15 protein-coding genes are annotated in these 17,583 nt (G+C 63.9%); 6 read left to right on the forward strand and 9 right to left on the reverse strand.

Features of this window, described 5'->3' with window-relative positions:
- The first annotated feature begins 33 nt into the window (after positions 1-33).
- Positions 34-456: a hypothetical protein gene (locus tag ABD819_RS08535; RefSeq protein ID WP_345123085.1), complete on the forward strand. Its 423-nt coding sequence runs from the start codon at positions 34-36 to the stop codon at positions 454-456.
- Between the two features lie 313 nt (positions 457-769).
- Here ABD819_RS08535 and lysA read toward each other — a convergent pair whose 3' ends face one another.
- Positions 770-2,005 carry a diaminopimelate decarboxylase gene (gene lysA / locus ABD819_RS08540; protein ID WP_345123087.1) on the reverse strand — a complete coding sequence of 412 codons (1,236 nt, stop codon included), beginning with the start codon at positions 2,003-2,005 and terminating at the stop codon, positions 770-772.
- Between the two features lie 93 nt (positions 2,006-2,098).
- On the opposite strand from lysA, the gene ABD819_RS08545 reads away from it, so the two are divergent.
- Positions 2,099-2,626, forward strand: coding sequence for a DinB family protein (locus ABD819_RS08545; protein ID WP_345123089.1), 528 nt, complete (start codon positions 2,099-2,101; stop codon positions 2,624-2,626).
- A gap of 20 nt (positions 2,627-2,646) precedes the next feature.
- On the opposite strand, the gene ABD819_RS08550 is transcribed toward ABD819_RS08545, so the two are convergent.
- Entirely contained in the window at positions 2,647-3,738 is a 1,092-nt protein-coding gene (locus ABD819_RS08550; protein WP_345123091.1) for an NADH:flavin oxidoreductase/NADH oxidase, read from the reverse strand.
- A gap of 553 nt (positions 3,739-4,291) precedes the next feature.
- Here ABD819_RS08550 and ABD819_RS08555 point away from each other — a divergent pair.
- The 4 genes from ABD819_RS08555 to ABD819_RS08570 all read left to right on the forward strand — a co-directional run bounded on the left by ABD819_RS08555 (position 4,292) and on the right by ABD819_RS08570 (position 8,735).
- Positions 4,292-5,209, forward strand: coding sequence for a prephenate dehydratase (locus ABD819_RS08555; protein WP_345123093.1), 918 nt, complete (start codon positions 4,292-4,294; stop codon positions 5,207-5,209).
- Positions 5,210-5,309: 100 nt separating this feature from the next.
- Positions 5,310-6,488, forward strand: a complete 1,179-nt coding sequence (locus ABD819_RS08560) for a pyridoxal phosphate-dependent aminotransferase (protein ID WP_345123095.1) — start codon at positions 5,310-5,312, stop codon at positions 6,486-6,488.
- Between the two features lie 156 nt (positions 6,489-6,644).
- A complete protein-coding gene (locus tag ABD819_RS08565) occupies positions 6,645-7,490 on the forward strand; it encodes a prephenate dehydrogenase (protein ID WP_345123097.1) in 846 nt (281 codons plus the stop codon).
- Between the two features lie 174 nt (positions 7,491-7,664).
- Entirely contained in the window at positions 7,665-8,735 is a 1,071-nt protein-coding gene (locus ABD819_RS08570; RefSeq protein ID WP_345123099.1) for a chorismate mutase, read from the forward strand.
- Positions 8,736-8,871: 136 nt separating this feature from the next.
- On the opposite strand, the gene ABD819_RS08575 is transcribed toward ABD819_RS08570, so the two are convergent.
- From ABD819_RS08575 to ABD819_RS08605, 7 genes are all read right to left on the reverse strand, one after another.
- The gene (locus tag ABD819_RS08575) at positions 8,872-10,656 is read right to left on the reverse strand and encodes a T9SS type A sorting domain-containing protein (protein ID WP_345123101.1); all 1,785 of its coding nucleotides are present in this window, start codon (positions 10,654-10,656) and stop codon (positions 8,872-8,874) included.
- 142 nt (positions 10,657-10,798) lie between these two features.
- The gene (locus ABD819_RS08580; protein WP_345123103.1) at positions 10,799-12,820 is read right to left on the reverse strand and encodes a M13 family metallopeptidase; all 2,022 of its coding nucleotides are present in this window, start codon (positions 12,818-12,820) and stop codon (positions 10,799-10,801) included.
- Positions 12,821-13,061: 241 nt separating this feature from the next.
- Entirely contained in the window at positions 13,062-14,501 is a 1,440-nt protein-coding gene (locus tag ABD819_RS08585; RefSeq protein WP_345123105.1) for a M56 family metallopeptidase, read from the reverse strand.
- A 2-nt stretch (positions 14,502-14,503) separates the two neighbouring features.
- Positions 14,504-14,872 (reverse strand): BlaI/MecI/CopY family transcriptional regulator, encoded by a 369-nt coding sequence (locus tag ABD819_RS08590; RefSeq protein ID WP_345123107.1) that lies wholly within the window; start codon positions 14,870-14,872, stop codon positions 14,504-14,506.
- A gap of 192 nt (positions 14,873-15,064) precedes the next feature.
- Positions 15,065-15,493: a hypothetical protein gene (locus ABD819_RS08595; protein ID WP_345123109.1), complete on the reverse strand. Its 429-nt coding sequence runs from the start codon at positions 15,491-15,493 to the stop codon at positions 15,065-15,067.
- Positions 15,494-15,566: 73 nt separating this feature from the next.
- Positions 15,567-16,814 (reverse strand): TCR/Tet family MFS transporter, encoded by a 1,248-nt coding sequence (locus ABD819_RS08600; RefSeq protein ID WP_345123111.1) that lies wholly within the window; start codon positions 16,812-16,814, stop codon positions 15,567-15,569.
- 105 nt (positions 16,815-16,919) lie between these two features.
- Positions 16,920-17,573 carry an alpha/beta hydrolase gene (locus tag ABD819_RS08605; RefSeq protein ID WP_345123113.1) on the reverse strand — a complete coding sequence of 218 codons (654 nt, stop codon included), beginning with the start codon at positions 17,571-17,573 and terminating at the stop codon, positions 16,920-16,922.
- Positions 17,574-17,583: the final 10 nt, after the last annotated feature.

Here is a 17,583-nt window from a genome sequence, read left to right on the forward strand (position 1 = left end):
TTCGTGCCCACAATCCCTGCTCCACCACTGCTCATGCCCACCGTTGCCCGTACCATTTACTTCGAAAATGGCGCCGGCCGGATTTGGGAAGAACCCACTGCGTATCTGCGGCTGGAGTACCGGCCCGGGCCCCGCGAGGAAGTGCAGTTTCGGGCCCTGCTCAACCACCTGGCGCAGGCCCTGGTGCGCCGGGGCTGGAACAGTATTCTGGTCGACCAGCGGCATATGACCCCATTCTCGCCCAGCGAGCAGGCCTGGATGCTAAACGAGTGGCTGCCCCGGGCCGTGCGCGAAAGCGGCTACCGCTACGGTGCGGTGCTGGTGGCCCACAACGTATTTGCCCGCCTGGCCATGTCGCCCCTGGTGCTGGGTGCGCGTGAGTTGGGCCACACCTACCGCACCTTCGAAACCGAAACGGAAGCCGAGGCCTGGCTGGCGGCTCCCAATCGCAACTAGCGAGCCGGCCAGCCGCTAATCCCTCATAGTAAGCCTGATACGATATTGATGGCCAGGGCCAGCAGCGAAGTGTTGCAGGCAAAAGCCCGCATGGTAAGTAGGTCGGGTAAATTACTTTGCACTAAAAAAGAACGTCATGCCTATCTGGCGTCCGCGCAGTCGAAGCATCTCTACCGCTTCATCAGGGCCGTTCAGCGAAGCGGTAGAGATGCTTCGACGGGCTCAGCATGACGTGCTGATAAGTCAAACTAATCCCCACGACCTACTTGATGGTTGAATTGTCTGACGTTGCCACTCGCCGGGCCGCCCAGCCTTACGCCACGGGGGCCGGGGCCGCCGCCGCCACATCTACCTGCCCGGCCAGCAGGTCCTCAAAGGTCTGACGCTGGCGAATCAGGCGCAGCTCGCCAGCCTCATCCAGCAGCACTTCGGCGGGGCGGGTGCGCGAGTTGAAGCTGCTGCTCATCTCGAAGCCGTAGGCCCCGGCGTTGTGGAAGGCCAGCAGGTCGTTTTCGCGGATGTCGGGCAGCAGCCGGTCCCAGGCGAAGGTGTCGGTTTCGCAGATGTTGCCCACCACGGTGTAGAGCCGCCCGGTTCCTTTAGGGTTGGTCAGGTTGCTGATGTGGTGGTAGCTGTCGTAGAACATGGGCCGAATCAGGTGGTTGAATCCCGAATTGACGCCCGCAAACACCGTGGCCGTAGTTTGCTTCACCACCGCCACGCTCACCAGCAGGTAGCCGGCTTCGCTCACCAGGTACTTGCCCGGCTCGAACCAGCACTCCAGCGGCCGGCCGTACTCCTGCTCGAAGGTTTTGAAGGCCTCGGCCACCTGCACGCCCAGCGCGTTCACGTCGGTTTCGGCATCGCCGGGCTTGTAGGGTACTTTGAAGCCCGAGCCCAGGTCCAGAAAATCCAGTTCGGGGAAGCGGCCGGCCGCGTCGAACAGGATTTCGAGGGCGCGCATGAACACGCCGACGTCCTTGATTTCGGAGCCCGTGTGCATGTGCAGGCCCTTCACGTGCAGGCCGGTGCCCTTCACCACGCGCTCCAGGTGCCGCAGCTGGTGGATGCTGATGCCAAACTTGGAGTCAATATGGCCGGTTTGAATCTTGTAGTTGCCGCCGGCCTCAATGTGTGGGTTCAGGCGCACGCACACCGGGTAGGAGCCCCCAAACGTGGCCCCGAACCGCTCCAGCAGCGAAATATTATCAATGTTGAGGTTTACGCCCAGGTCCTTGGCTTCCACCAGCTCCTCAAACGTCACGCTGTTGGGCGTAAACAGAATATTGTCCGGCGCGAACCCCGCGTGCAGGCCCAGCTTCACTTCGTTGATGCTCACGCAGTCCAGCCCCGAGCCCAGGCTGTGAATGTGCCGCAGAATAGCCACGTTGCTCAGGGCCTTGCAGGCGTAGAAAAACCGGGTTTTGTGGCCCCCAAAAGCCTTGATAAGTTTGTTATACTGCCCCGTGATGGTTGCCGTATTGTAGACGTATAGAGGGGTGCCGAACTGGTCGGCGGCGGCGCGCAGCGCGTGGTTAATACCTGACATAAGCACAAAAGTACGGCCGAAGGCTCTGCCTTCGGTGAATTTCAAGCCCTTAATACAGTCACGCCAGCCCCATAGTTTCCCCACCTTCCGCTAATGCTGAAACCCGAAACCCTCGAAATCTGGCTGCGCGGCCCGCTGCCCAAGGTGCCGCCGCTGCTCCAGCCCGTGGCCCACGCCCTGCTGCAAGCCCGCGACGAATTGAACGCGGCCATGCACGACTTTCCGCCCGCCCTGCTCAACGAGCGGCCCGCGGGCGTGGCGTCCGTCGGCTTTCACCTCCAGCACCTGGCCGGCGTGCTCGACCGCCTCCTGACCTACGCCCGCCGCGAGGCACTGACCGCGCAACAGCTCGCCGCGCTCAATGTGGAAGTCCCGCCGCTGGCCATTGATGCTAAGACCGTTACGAAGCTGGTGGAGGCGTTCAACGACACGGTAGCTAGAGCGCTGAATCAACTGGAAAACACCGACGAAACCAGCTTGGCCGAAGTGCGCGGCGTCGGCCGGGCGCAGGTGCCGTCCACGCACATCGGCGTGCTGGTGCACGCCGCCGAGCACACCACCCGCCACCTGGGCCAGCTGCTGGTTACGGCGAAGTGGGTGCGTAGTATCGATATGCGATAGGGACGCAATAGTTGGAGTCCCTACCGCGAACCGGCCGCCGTTTGCACGCGCGGCTTGGCGCGCTCGTACTGCGCTGGCCACTGCACCTCCACGCCCAAATCCTGGGCGGCGTAGAGCGGGAAGTACGGCTCGCGCAGAAACTCGCGGGCCAGCAGCACCACGTCGGCCTGGCCGTTGGCCAGAATCGCCTCGGCCTCGGCCGGGGTGGTGATGAGTCCCACCGCGCCGGTCAGAATGCCCGCTTCTTCCCGGATGCGCTCGGCAAACTGCACCTGGTAGCCGGGGCCAACGGGGATGGGCGCTTTGGGCACATTGCCGCCCGTGGAGCAGTCAATCAAATCGACGCCCCGGGTTTTTAGAATAGCGGCGAGCTGCGTCGATTCGTCGGCGTTCCAGCCGCCTTCGGTCCAGTCCGTGACGGATAGGCGCACCAGCAGCGGCAGCTCCGCAGGCCACACCTCGCGGGTGACGGCCACCACCTCCAGCAGCAGCCGGACGCGGTTTTCGAACGAGCCGCCGTACGCATCGGTGCGCTGGTTGCTCAGCGGCGACAGAAACTCGTGCAGCAGATAGCCGTGCGCCGCGTGCAGCTCAATCACTTGGAAGCCCGCCGTGAGGGCCCGCCGGGCCGCCGCCCGAAAATCGGCAATCACCTTCTCGATGCCCGCCGCGTCGAGGGCCTGCGGGGTAGGGTAGGTGGGGGCGAAGGCGTCGTCGCCGGGGCCCACGGGCTGCCAGCCGCCCTGGTCGGCGGGCACGGTGCCTGCGCCGGTCCAGGGGCTGAACGTGCTGGCCTTGCGGCCGGCGTGGGCCAGCTGCACGCCGGGCACGCTGCCCTGTGCCGTGATGAAGGTGTTGATGCGCAGGAGCATAGCAATGTGCTCATCTTTCCAGATGCCCAGGTCCTCGGGGCTGATGCGGCCTTCGGGCGAAACCGCCGTGGCCTCCTGAATGATGAGGCCGGCCCCGCCCACGGCCCGGCTGCCCAAGTGCACGAGGTGCCAGTCGGTAGCAAAGCCATCCACAGCGCTGTACTGGCACATGGGCGACACCACAATGCGGTTTTTCAGGGTGACACTGCGCAGGGCGAGGGGTTCAAATAACTTGGGCATAAGTTGAAAGCTAACGGAGAATGCGAAGCTGGGTAAACCGCGTTTCGGCCGCTTAGGTTGTGGAACCGTTGAAAACAGTCCGTCATGCTTCGGCTGCGCGGACGCCAGATGAGCCTGACGTTTTTATTTGCTTTTCCCGTTCGCGTACCTACCTTGCCAGCGCAAACCCCGCCACCCATGCTCCAGACGCGCTACTTTTTTGGCTATTACTACTTCTACGCCACCGCGTAGAACGAGCCGCCGTTTGTAGCTAACCCGCAAACTCCTCCAGCGCCGCTCGTTCTTCGGGAGGCGCTTTTTTAATGCCCAATTTTTTTCGATGACTACCCTCCGCCACGGCTATTTTACCTATTGCTACTACTTCTTCTACTCGAAGAAGCCGGCCCGCTGTTGTCAGTGTTAACCACCACACTACCTGCCAACAACCCCAGGGCCACCGCACATCGGAGGCCCTGGGGTTGTTGCTTTTGGGGGCTTGGGAACCTGGAAAATTCAGCTACTGCAGACTACCTAATGCATTAACCAATAACCGTTAACCATTAATCATTAACCAATGCCCCAGCACGTTTCCATTCAGGGTTTTCAGGGGAGTTTCCACGAAGTGGCCGCCCGTCGCTACTTCGGTCCGCAGCCTGCGTTGCTGCCCTGCGCCACCTTCGGCGCGGTGGTGGCGCACGTGGTGCAGGGCACGGCCGGCGCTGGCCTGATGGCCATGGAAAACTCGCTGGCCGGTAGCATTCTGCCCAACTACCTGCTGCTGGAGCGCCACGCCGTGCGCGTGACGGGCGAGGTGTATTTGCCCATTCATCAGCACCTGCTGGCGCTGCCCGGCACCACACTGGCCGAGGTGCGGGCCGTGCATTCGCACCCCATGGCCCTGCGCCAGTGCGGCGAATTCCTGGACGCTCACTCGCACTGGAAGCTGGTCGAAACCGACGACACCGGTCACAGCGCCCAGCTGCTGGCCGAAAACCGGGCCTCCGGTGTGGCCGTGGTGGCCGGTGCGCAGGCCGCCGAGCAGTTCGGCCTGCAAATCCTGGCTCCCGCCATCCACGACGACCCGCACAACTACACCCGCTTCCTGGTGCTGGAGCGGGCCGCCGAAGTGCAGCCCGACCCATCGGCCGACAAGGCCTCGCTATACTTTTGCGCGCCGCACGCGCCCGGCAGCCTAGCGGTGGTGCTGGCCCGCGTGGCCGCCCATGGGCTGAATCTGAGCAAGCTGCAATCGTGTCCGCGCCCCGGCCATGCTCGTACCCCGGCAGGGCCCTGGCACTACGGCTTTCATGCCGATGTGGAGTTTGATGATGCCGCGCAGCTGGCGGCGCTACTGAAAGATTTGGTCCCCGTAACCGAAGAACTGCGGGTGCTAGGAACCTACCGCCGGGGCAGCATGGCCGAGGCGATGGGCGAAACTCCCGTCCTTGTTAAGGAGGAGATGTCGGCGCAATGCGCCGACTGGGGTGGTTAGGGCATTGAGCGACGTCCGAACAATTTCAAATCCACCTCGCGAAAACAGTCCCTCCTTCGTAAGAGAGGAGCGTCTGACTACCATGCTTCAACCGACAGCCATGCAAATTTCCATTGCCAGCCGCCTGGCCCACACCGGCGAATACTACTTCTCGCGCAAGCTGCGCGAGCTGGCGGCGCTCAACGCCGCCGGGGCCAACATCATCAGCCTGGGCATCGGCAGTCCCGATTTGCCGCCGCACCCCAGCGTGACGGCGACCCTGGGGGCCAGTGCCGCCCTGCCCACCGCGCACGGCTACCAGGGCTACCAGGGCACGCCCGCCCTGCGCAAGGCTACGGCCGATTTCTACCAGCGCCACTACGGCGTGGTGCTGGACCCGGCCACCGAAATTCTGCCGCTGCTGGGCTCCAAGGAAGGCCTCATGCACATCGGGATGACGTTTTTGGAGGCCGGCGACGCCGTGCTCATTCCCAACCCCGGCTACCCCACCTACCGCGCCGTGGCCGAAATCTGCGGGGCTGAGGTGCGCGAATACGACCTGACGGCCGCCAACGGCTGGCTGCCCGACCTGGCCGCGCTGGCCGCCACCGACCTCTCGCGGGTGAAGCTCATGCTGGTGAACTACCCGCACATGCCCACTGGCACGGCGGCCGATTTGCCATTCCTCACGCGCCTCGTGGCCTTTGCCCACGCCCACAACATTCTGCTGGTGCACGACAACCCGTATGGCTTCATCCTGAACGAAACCCCACCGCTGAGCCTGCTGGCTGTGCCCGGGGCCCGCGAAGTGGCCATCGAGCTAAACTCGCTCAGCAAATCGCACAACATGGCCGGCTGGCGCGTGGGCCTGCTCGCCGGCCGGGCCGATGTCATCGCCAACGTCCTCCGCTTCAAGAGCAACATGGATTCGGGGATGTTTCTGCCGGTGCAGCAGGCGGCCGTAGCGGCGCTGGCCCTGGGCGAGGACTGGTTTGCGGAGTTGAATGCCACCTACCGCGCCCGCCGCGAGCTGGTGCTGGAGCTGCTGCGGGCCCTGGGCTGCGACCCGGCCCCCGGCCAAACGGGCCTGTTCGTCTGGGCCGCCGTGCCCGCTGGTTTCGCCGATGGCTACGCCCTGAGCGACGCCGTGCTGGCCGAAGCGCGGGTGTTTATCACGCCGGGCGGCATCTTCGGCAGCAATGGCCTGGGCTACGTGCGAGCCAGCCTTTGCCAACCCGAAAGCGCGTTGCGCGAGGCGCTGGGCCGGGTGCAAAGCGCTAAAAAGGAACGGTCATGCTGAGCGTAGTCGAAGCATCTCTACCGCTTCGGCTGGTTCCTCTCTCTTTTGAAGAGGGGCCGGGGGTGAGGTTTTTCCGTCAGCCGAAGCGGTAGAGATGCTTCGACTACGCTCAGCATGACTGTTTTGACAACCCGTAACTCAAACTCTTAACTTGCCATGACCATCACCATTATCGGCCTTGGCCTCATCGGCGGCTCGCTGGCGCTCAGCCTGCGCCAGCACGGGCTGGCGCGGCACCTCATCGGCGTGGAGCAGAGCCCCGCCCACGCCCGCCGGGCCCTGGAATTGGGTCTGGTGGATGAAATCGAACCCGACCTGGCGGCCGCCGTGCGCCGGGCCGACTTCATCGTGGTGGCCGTGCCCGTGGATGCGATGATAGCCGTACTGCCGCTGGTGCTCGATGCCACCGCCGCGCATCAGGTCGTCATCGACGTGGGCTCGACCAAGCAGGCGCTGCTGGCCGCCGTGGCCGGGCACCCGCGGCGGGGCCGCTTCGTGGCCGCGCACCCCATGGCCGGCACCGAGCATTCGGGGCCGGAAGCGGCCGTTTCGGGCCTGTTCGAGGGCAAAACCGTGGTGCTGTGCGACGTGGCGGCCAGCGACCCCGATGCCGTGCAGCTGGTGGAAAAGGTGTTTCAGGCGCTGCCCATGCGGCTGCTCTACCTCGATGGCGCGGCCCACGACCTGCACACGGCGTACATCTCGCACATCTCGCATATTACCTCCTTTGCCCTGGCGCTCACCGTGCTGGAGAAGGAAAAAGAGGAGCAGCAGATTTTCGACCTCGCCAGCGGCGGATTCGAGTCGACGGTGCGGTTGGCCAAGAGTGCGCCGGCCACCTGGGTACCCATCTTCCGCCAGAATCGTTTGAATGTACTGGACGTGCTCGATGAGCATCTGCACCAATTGCAGCACCTGCGCGAGCTGCTGGCGCAGGAAGATTATGACGGCCTGACGGAGCAGATTCGGCTGGCCAACCACATTCGCAAGATTCTGCCGTGATGGTGAGTAGGTGAGAAACAGAACGTCATGCTGAGCGCAGCCGAAGCATCTCGCTCGGGATAGTAATCATAATCGTTAAACGATTGGATTGCTACCACACGCGAGATGCTTCGACTACGCTCAGCATGACGTACCAGAATTAATCAGAATCAACTAATCAAAAAAAATACCCCAATGAAATCCGCCCTATTTAACCGCAAGCCCGACGACAAGCCTTACCTCATCTCCGGCCCGTGCTCGGCCGAAACCGAAGAGCAGGTGCTCGACACCTGCCAGCGCCTGGCTGCTACCGGCAAGGTGCAGGCCCTGCGCGCCGGCATCTGGAAGCCACGCACCAAGCCCGGCGGCTTCGAGGGCGTGGGCACCAAGGGCCTGCCGTGGCTCAAGAAAGCCAGCGAGCTGACGGGCCTGCCCATTGCCGTGGAAGTGGCCACCGCCAAGCACGTCGAGGACTGCCTGGCCTTCGGCGTAGACATCCTGTGGGTGGGGGCGCGCACTACCGGCAACCCGTTTTCGGTACAGGAAATCGCCAACGTGCTGCGCGGCGTGCAGGTGCCGGTGCTGGTGAAGAACCCCATTCACCCTGAGCTGGAGCTGTGGGTGGGAGCCGTGGAACGGCTGCAAAAAGCCGGTCTGGAGCACGTGGGCCTCATTCATCGGGGCTTTTCGAGCTACGGCAACACTGACTTTCGCAACGCGCCGATGTGGCACCTGCCCATCGAGATGAAGCGCCGCCTGCCCGAGCTGCCGCTGCTCTGCGACCCCAGCCACATCTGCGGCCGGCGCGATACGCTGGCCGCCGTGGCCCAGCAGGCCCTCAACCTGGGCTTCGACGGCACCATGATAGAGTCGCACCAGAACCCCGACGCGGCCTGGAGCGACGCCAAGCAGCAAATCACCCCCGAGGTGCTACGCGACCTCATCGAGGGCCTGGTGTGGCGGCACGAAACCACCAATGCGCGCGAATTCCTCACCGCCCTGGCCAGCTTCCGCGAGCAAATCAATCAGCTCGATGCCGAGATTATGCAGCTGCTGGGCCGCCGAATGGGCGTGGCCGAGAAAATTGGCCTCTACAAGAAGGAAAACGACATCACCATCCTGCAAACCAATCGTTGGAACGAAGTGCTGGAGCGCGCCCTGCGCCAGGGCAGCTCCGTGGGCCTGACCAATGACTTTGTGGAGCAGTACCTTGCGGCCGTGCATTTAGAATCCATCAACCGCCAGAATAAGGTGATGGAAGGGTAGACAAAGGCCGATTTGTGCGGTTTATGTACTCATAGTATATAAAAAACCCGCCTTGCTGGATGCAGGGCGGGTTTTTTATGCTTGGACATCACCACTGCCCAGGAAGCCAAGGAAGCGGCCGACGTGGGCTAAGTGGCTACTCCACCACCAGGCGGCGCGTGGCCGTGGCCGGGCCGGCCTGCATCTGCACGGCGTAAAGGCCGGGGGCCAAGCCGCTTAGGTCCAACTCGTGGCTCAGGCCGACGGGGGGCAGGGGCACGGTAGCTGTGCGGACGGCCCGGCCCAGGGCATCGAGCAGGGTGAGGGTGGCCGAGGCAGTGCCGGGCAGGGAGGGCAGCATCACGGTGGTGGCGGTGCGGGCGGGGTTGGGGGCCAGGGTGAAGGCCGCGTCGCTCAGGGCGGGCGTGGTGGCCAGCAGGGTTGGGTCGGTGAGGGAGGCGAGGAAAGCCATGGCGTTATTAGCAGGAAGGGTTGCGGTCAAACTGCCAAACAAGGCCATCGGCGATACCCCGCCAGCTACATACACGCGGTTGCCACTCACGACCACGCCGGTAGCACCTTCGCCGCCAGGACCGCCGGCCTGCAGCGCCCATGCGTAGCTGGCCCCGGACCCTGTATCAGTAAGTTTGGCCACGAAAATATCGTCACCCGGGTTGGGGCCAGTATTAGTGAGTACAGTGGTTCCAAAGCGGGCAGTGGGGTGGCCAAAACTGCCCGCTACGTACACATGGGGGCCGGTTACTGCCACGGCCGTGGGCCACTCGTCGCCCACGCCGCCGGCAGGCACGGCCCAAACGAAACTGCTACTGGTGCCCGCATCGGCGAGTTTGGCCACGAATACATCAACCGTAAAATTGCTACTGCCCGCATTGGCCAAAGTGCTGGTGCCAAACGTAGCAGTGCTGCCGGAGAACCCACCCGCCAGGTAAATATTGGGGCTGCTGACGGCCAGGGCCGAGCAGTAGTCATTGCCGGTGCCGCCGGCCCGCTGGGCCCAGGTAAAGCTGGGTGCGAGGCCACTGTCAAGCAGCTTGGCTATAAACACGTCGCCGCTGCCAGGCAAAGCGTTGGCAAGGGAAATAGCCCCAAAGGCGACCGTGGCACTGGCAAACGAACCGGCCACGATTACTTCTGAGCCATTCATGGCCAGTGCGCTCACTACGTCGAACCCTGTGCCACCCAGCGACTGCGCCCATACCATCCCGGCACTGGGGCCGGCATCAGTGAGTTTGGCCACGAAGCCATTGGCCGTGGGTGCGCCGGAATTGGCCAGGCTGATGGAACCAAAGTTAGCTTGTGCGCTGGTGAAAGAACCGGCCAGGTACACGTTGCTGCTGCTCACGGCCAGGGCCGCGGCCTCGTCGGTGCCTGCGCCGCCGGCTTTCAGCGCCCAAACGAAGCTGGCACTGGCCCCAGTATCGGTGAGCTTGGCCACAAACACGTCGCTGGTGTTGCCCGCGTTGCTATTGCTGAGCGTAGTGCTGCCGAAGGCAAAGGAAGAACTTCGGAAGAAACCGGCTACGTACACGCTCGTGCCTTGCACCGCTACGGCCGTGGGCCGGTTGAGGTAGGAGTCGGATGTGCTGCCGGTGGTGCTCTGCACCCACGCGAAGCTATTGCTGGACCGGCTCCACTTAGCCACGAAAATGCCGATTTGCCGTCTTCCTCCTCCGTTGAGGGCGATGCCCCCAAGGGTAATGTCACCGTCGAAATTACCGACGAGGTACAAATTGCCCGCCGCATCGGTCGTCGTAGCCTCCACATAGGAATAGCCCGTCGGTGTGGTTCCGGTAAGGCCGGCCGCCACCAGCGTTTGCCAGGCCGGGACCTGGGCCCGTGCCGCCGGCCCCGTCAGGAAGAAGAGAATTAGCAGCAGTCCGGCCACCGGCCAGCCGCGCCACAACGAGGAAATGTGCTTCATATCAAAGGAAGAAACGGACACCCAATTGGTAGAATGTCAGGGTAAAGTTAATCGCACAAACAAGCCCCGATGCGCAGGCATCGGGGCTTCCTTCCAAATGATAATCAAGCGGCGCTGGGGCGCGAACTAAAAGTTCGCGCTGCTACCAAATCACCGCTCGCTCACTCGCGCTGCGGGTCATCTTGCTGCCCTCGGCACACCCAAACGCCTGCTGAAACTGCGGCATGTTCATCAGCGGGCCGATGGTGCGGTACTGGCCGGGCGAGTGCGGGTCGGTGAGGATTTGCTGGCGCAGGGCCTCGGGGCGGATGTTGGTGCGGCGCAGCTGGGCCCAGCTCAGAAAGTAGCGCTGCTCGGGTGTGAAGCCGTCGAACTTCGGGCGCGGGCCGCTGCCGTAGCGCTGCTGCAATTGCTTTTCCAGGGCCCCGTACACCACGGTGAGACCGGCGAAATCGGCCAGGTTTTCGCCCATGGTCAGCTGGCCGTTCACACGCACCGAGTCCAGGGGCGAGAATTCGCTGTACTGCTTGCCCACCACGGCGGCGCGCTTCGTGAACTCGGCCGCGTCGGCGGGCGTCCACCAGTCGCGCAGGTTGCCTTCGGAGTCGTACTGCCGGCCCTGGTCGTCGAAGCCGTGGGTCATCTCGTGGCCCATCACCCCGCCAATGGCCCCGTAGTTGATGGCGTCATCGGCCTTGGGGTCGAAGAACGGCGGTTGCAGGTAGCCGGCCGGAAACACGATTTCGTTCATCGGCGGGTTGTAGTAGGCGTTGATGGTGGGCGGGGTCATGCCCCACTCGTTGCGGTCAATCGGCCCGCCGAACTTGGCGGTTTCGCGCCGACTCTCCCAGCGGCGGGCAGCCAGCACGTTCTTCAGGTAGCTCTCGCGGCTGATTTTCAGGTTCGAATAGTCCTTCCACACGTCGGGGTAGCCGATTTTCACGCGCAACGCGTTCAGCTTTTTCAGGGCCTCAGCCTTGGTGGGCGCGCTCATCCAGGTGTTGGTCTGGATATGCTCGGCCATGCTGGCCCGGATGTTGGCCACCATTTCCAGGGCCTTGGCCTTGGCTTCGGGCGAAAACGCCTGGTCGACGTAGAGCTGGCCGAAGGCTTCGCCCAGCGCCTGGTCGGTGGCGGCCTGCATGCGCTTCCAGCGCGGGGCCGGCTGCTTGGCCCCGGTCAGGGCCTGGCTGTAGCGGAAGGCCGCCTCGGCATAGGCCGTGGGCAGGGCCGCCGCCGACGAGCGCACCAGGTGCCAACGCATATAGGTTTTGAGGTCGGCCAGCGGCTCGGTTTTCAGCACCGCATTCACCTCATCGAAGAAAGCGGGCTGGCCGAAAATAACCTCCTGAGCCTTGCCGAGCTGCATGCCCGTCAGCAGGCCTTTGGGATTGAGACTGGGGTAGCGCTTTTGAGCGGCGGCCACGGTCAGCTTGTTGTAGTTGGCCTGCGGGTCGCGCAGCTCCACGCGGGTGCGGGAGGCCTTGGCGAGGCGGGTTTCGAGGCGCTCGACGGTGGCGGCGTTGCGCTGGGCCACGGCTGGGGCATCGCCCAGCAGCCCAAACAGCTGGGTCATGTAGGCGCGGTAGGCCGTTTTCACCTTCGTGGTGCGGGTATCGTCCTTGAAGTAGAAGTCGCGGTCGGGCAGCGTGAGGCCGCCCTGGTTTAGCTGCACGGCGTATTGGGTGGTTTTCTTCTCGTCCACGTCCACGCCCGCCCGGAAGAATACGCCGGTGCCCAGCTCCTGCAGGTGCACGATTTCAGCACGCAGCCCGGCCGCGTTGCGCATGGCGGCCACGCGGTCCAGCTCCGGTTTCAGGGGCGCGAGGCCGGCCCGGTCGATGGCCACGGTGTCCATGGCGGCGGCGTAGAAGTCGCCCACTTTCTGGGCGTTGCTGCCGGGCGCGGCCGTGCGATTGGCGGCGGCATCGTCCAGAATACTGCGCAACGTTTCCTGGGTGCGGTTGCCGAGCAGGTTGCGCGGCCCCCAACTGCTGGCGTAGCTCGGAATGGGGTTGCTCCGCAGCCAGTTGCCACCCGAAAACTGGAAGAAGTCGTCGCAGGGGTTCACCGAGCGGTCCAGGTCGGCCATGTCGAGGCCCACGCCTTTGGGGTCGGCGGAAACCGGGGCAGTGGTGGCGGGGGCGGCCGGAGCGGTAGCCACGGCGGCGGGCTTGGTGCCGGCGCAGCTGGCCAGGGCCAGTGTTGCCGCCGCCAGCTAGGGACGGGAAGTGAGGAAGTTCATAGAAGCAAATGCCAGAGTTTTCAATGCAAAGTAGACACAAAGACATCGGGGCCGCGCCGAAGGCTGCCGCGTGGCTCAGGCCCGCCCAGTAAGGCATTTTTACCAAAAACGCCGCTCCCACGGCAGGAGCGGCGTTTTGGCGCAGTGTTGTGCCGATGGCCTACTTGCCGGCCGGGGTGTACGCGGCTCCACCCACTTTTTGGTTGAATTCCACCACGTCGGCCCGATGCTGATTGGCTTTAGTGGTGATGACAATCACCCCGCTGCCGCCGGTTTCGCCAAAGAGCTGGCGGCAACGTTCGCCCTTAAATACCTGCATGCTGGCGATATCGGCAGGCTGTAAGCGGTTAAGGTCGCCGGGTTGCCGTTGGCCGTCGAGGTAGTAGACGGGGGCCGGGGTACGTTGCTGCGCATCCATTGTAACGGTGCGGCGCAAGGCGTCCGGCACGAGGCTGATGGGGCGTGTGGCGGCTATTTTGTTCTGCAAAGCCAGTACATCGGCGCGGTTCTGGTTGGCTTTGGTGGTGACGAGAATGACCCCGTCGGCGGCCTGCTCGCCAAACAGCTGCCGGGCCTGGCTGCCCTTCACCACGTCTACCCGGGCAATGGTCTGGGGCGAAATCTTGTCCAGCGGCTGGTCATACGGCCGTCCATCCACGTAGGTGAGGCGCGGCATGCTCACACCCTTGCTCGTGGTAGTTTTTGCGGCTGGTACCACCGGGCCAGCGCCCTGCGCCCGCGCCCCCGATAAGCCCAAGGCAATGGCTAGGACCAGCGGCCCGGCCACAATATAGCGGGCCAGCTGCCCGGTCGAAGAAAGAGGTGTGTTCATCATCTTAACGCGGTTTTTGAGGGTTGGAAATGTGAAAAAGGAAACAAGCGGTGGGCCCGATGCCCCGTGGCTGAGGCGCAGCAGGCTGTATTGGTAAGTGCGCCGGTCGAGGCCAGCCCGAAGCACGGCCTGGTCGGCGAGGTATTCGAGGTTGTCAAGTAAGGCTTGGCGCAGCAGCCAGGCCGCCGGGTTGCACCACGCTGCTGCCAGCGCCAGTTGGGCTAGCAGCACATCCAGCGTGTGCCACTGGCGCACATGTACCTGCTCGTGGCGCAGCACGGCGCTCAGCTCAGGGCCGGGGTGCAGGTCGGGGTTGAGGTAAATGCTGCGTCCGAATGAGAACGGGCTGAGCGCGCCCGGCAGCACCCGCACTGGCTGCCCGGCCACCACGGCCGCGCGTGACCGCTGCCGCACCCGCCCCAGCGAGAACAGCTGCCAGAGCAGCCGACCCACCATCAGGGCCGTGCCGACGGCATACATCCCTACGCCCGCCGTGGCCCAATCAACGCTAGCAGTAGCAGCGGCCGCGCCGGGGCGAGCAGCGGTAGCGGCTACCAGCACGAATGCCAGGCTCGGGGCAGCCTCGGCCGGCAGCAGCGCGGGCACCGGCAGGGCCGGGTACACGGCCGCAAACAGTAGCGCGAATAACAGGTAAAACCGGTTCAGGCTGAAGAACGTGAGCCGGCGCAACAGGCCGAAATAGGCCGCCGCAAACAGCAGCAGCACCGCGTTGGCCTTCAGCAGGTAGAGCAGAATGGAAGCGGCCATGGCTACTCGGGTTTTTTGTTTTCGATGAGCCGGATAATCTCCTGCAAATCAGCGGCGCTGATTTTATTCTCCTGCGCGAAAAAGGACACCAGCTCTTTGTAGGAATCCTGAAAATGCTCCTTCACCAGCGTGCCCAGCGAGCGGCGCTGGTAGTCATCGGCCGACACGAGGGGTACAAACCGAAAGGAATTGCCCAGCTTTTCGGCCCGCACGTAGCCCTTGCGCTCCAGGTTGCGGAGCGTGCTGGCCAGCGTGGTGTAGGGCGGGCGCGGCGCGGGCAGGTGTTCCAGCACGTCTTTCACGAAGCCCCCGCCGGGCAGGGGCCATAGCACGCGCAGGGCGTCTTCTTCGGGTTGGGTGAGGCGTTCCATGGGCAGCGGCGAGCAGGCTAATTACGATTATGTCGTAAATCTACGAAAGTTTCGTAATTATTCAATGATGATTGCTCGCTCAAGTATTAAAATCCACAAAAAAGCCGTTTTCAGGGCGAAAACGGCTTTTTCTAAACAGGAAATAAATGCAGTAGAGCGCCGCTGTTGCGGGGAGGGCGCCCGGTGCCGGGCCTAGTGGGCTTTGTTGGTCTGCTGAATTTGCAGCCAGCGGATGGCCGCGCCTTCGTCGCCAAAGAACGAAATGGCGAAAGGCTTGTCATCGTATGCTTCCGCCGACACGTAGTCGGGCTGGTTGATAATGGAATTGTGCAGCGTCGGCCCCACCAGGTAGGCCACAAACAAGCGCCCATCCAGCCGCCGGGCCATGGTCGGAAAGTAAGTAGTTAGCAACCAATTGGTTGTTTCCGGGTCGTTGAGGGTGCGGCGGCGAATGTCCTGCAGCCAGAACCGGGATTTTTCGTGTAGGGCCACGTCCGTCATTTGCTGGTATACGGCCGGCAACTCGCGCGGGTGGGGCTGATAGGCCCAGCGGCTCACGAGGATATCGAGGTCGGCGCGGTGCGTAAAATCGATGAGAGGTGCGGGGATTTCCATGTTCATGGCAGGGGGGCAGTGGGTAGCACGGGCAAATTACGGGGGTTGTGGGGCATGTGCCGCTTTTGGCAGCCGCGAATTAGTGGGCCGGCACAATTTCTACGGGCGCCACCACCGGCGGGTGCTTCCTGAGCGAGCGCACGGCCAGGGCCACGCTGCCCAGCGTGAGCACCGCCCCCAGCAGAAACGGCGCGCCGGGAAACTGCACCGGAGCCGTGGGGCCGGTGAAAAACGCGAACAGATAGGTCATCAGCAGCGGCCCCACCACGCCGGTCGCGCTGATGAGGCTGGTGAGCGAGCCCTGGAGCTCGCCCTGCTCGTTGGCCGGCACCTGGTTCGAAATAGTGCCCTGCAGGGCCGGGCCCGCCAGCCCGCCCAGGCAGTAGGGAGCCAGGAATACCAGCATCATCCAGCCCCGCGAGGCGAAAGCGAAGAGCACGAAACCCACCACGTAGCACAGCAGCCCGATGATAATGGCTCGCGCCGCGCCCAGCCTGGGGATGGCCACGCGCACCAGTCCACCCTGCACCAGCCCCGAAAACAGCCCCACCACGGCCAGCGAGATGCCCACCAGCTTTTCGGTCCAGCCGAACTTGAGCATGGTGTAAAACGTCCAGACCGATTGCGTGGCCGAGCCCGCCAAATAGATGAGCACCAGCGCCGCCACCAGCCCCAGCGTGGCCGGGTACTTGCGCAGCCGCAGCAGCGAGGCCACGGGGTTGGCCCGCCGCCACTCAAACGGCCGCCGCTTATCAAGCGTCAGCGACTCGGGCAGCACGAAGTAGCCGTAGCAGAAATTGCACAGGCTGAGCCCCGCCGCCACCATAAACGGTACCCGCGAGCCAAAATCGGCCAGCAGCCCGCCCAGCGCCGGCCCGATGATGAAGCCGATGCCAAAGGCCGCGCCCACCAACCCAAAGTTCTGGGCCCGCTTCTCGGGTGTGCTGATGTCGGCGATGTAGGCCGTGGCCGTGGTGAAGCTGGCCCCCGTGACGCCCGCCAGCACGCGCCCCACAAACAGCCAGGCCAGGGTGGGAGCAAAGCTCAGAAACACATAATCGAGCCCCAGGCCCAGCAGCGCGGCCAGCAGCACCGGCCGCCGCCCCAGTTTGTCGCTGAGCCCGCCCATCACCGGCGCAAAGCAGAACTGCGCACTGGCGTAGGCAAACGTGAGCCAGCCCGAATACTCCGACGCCCGACTCAGCCCCTCGCCCGTGAGCTGCCGAATGAGCTTGGGCACCACCGGAATGATGAGGCCCAGCCCAATTACATCAATGAGAATCGTAATGAAAATAAAGCCCAGAGCGGGCGCGCGTTTGTCAGACATATGCAGCGGGCAAATGGGAGCAGGGCGAGACTGGCTAATTGAGTGGCCCCGCAAAGGTCCGCACAAAGCCGGGGCCAAAGCCCTCTTCTTTAGCCGCTGCCTAAGTTAAGCGTCAGGGCCACCGGCCAGGGCAGCCAGCGGCAGCGGGCCGGCGGCATCCACGAGGCGCTGCTGGGCGCTCAGGCCCACATCCAGCAGGTCCTGCATCAGGCCTTCGCCGGCGGCTTCGGGCGTGTAGGTATCGGTGGTGGTGCTCACCACCAGTACGGGCCGCTCGGGCAGGGCCACCAGCGTCGCCCGCCGGTCAATTTCGGCCGGGAATACGGGCGCGCACAGAATCAGCCGGCTGTAATCAACGCCATTGTTGGCCAGCCAGCGACAGGCGGCCGCCGCACCGTGGCCGTAGCCCAGCACCGTGAGAGGCGTTTCGGGCGGACAATCGGCCAGCACTTGCCGGGCCAGCGCATCGAGGTAGGTGCCGAGGTCATCGAAATCGGCCAGCAGGGAATCGGCGGCAAACCACGCGGCCCGCGTGGTGGGCGCATCGGGGCCGGTACCGGGCTGCTCGTAGCGGCTCAGAGCCTCGGGCAGCACCAGCAGGCGGTCGGGAGTGTCCAGGTTTTGCAGCTGCCGGGCCAGGTCGGCCACCGGTTGGTCGTGGCCGTGCAGGCATATCCATACGTGCGAAATGGCGGGCCCGGGCTCGCCCAGCAACAGGTAGCGAGCAGTGCGGGGGGTAGTAAACGGAATTGGGAGCATAACGAAAGCA

Origin of the sequence: Hymenobacter antarcticus (assembly GCF_039539545.1) — a bacterium.
Lineage (GTDB): Bacteria > Bacteroidota > Bacteroidia > Cytophagales > Hymenobacteraceae > Hymenobacter > Hymenobacter antarcticus.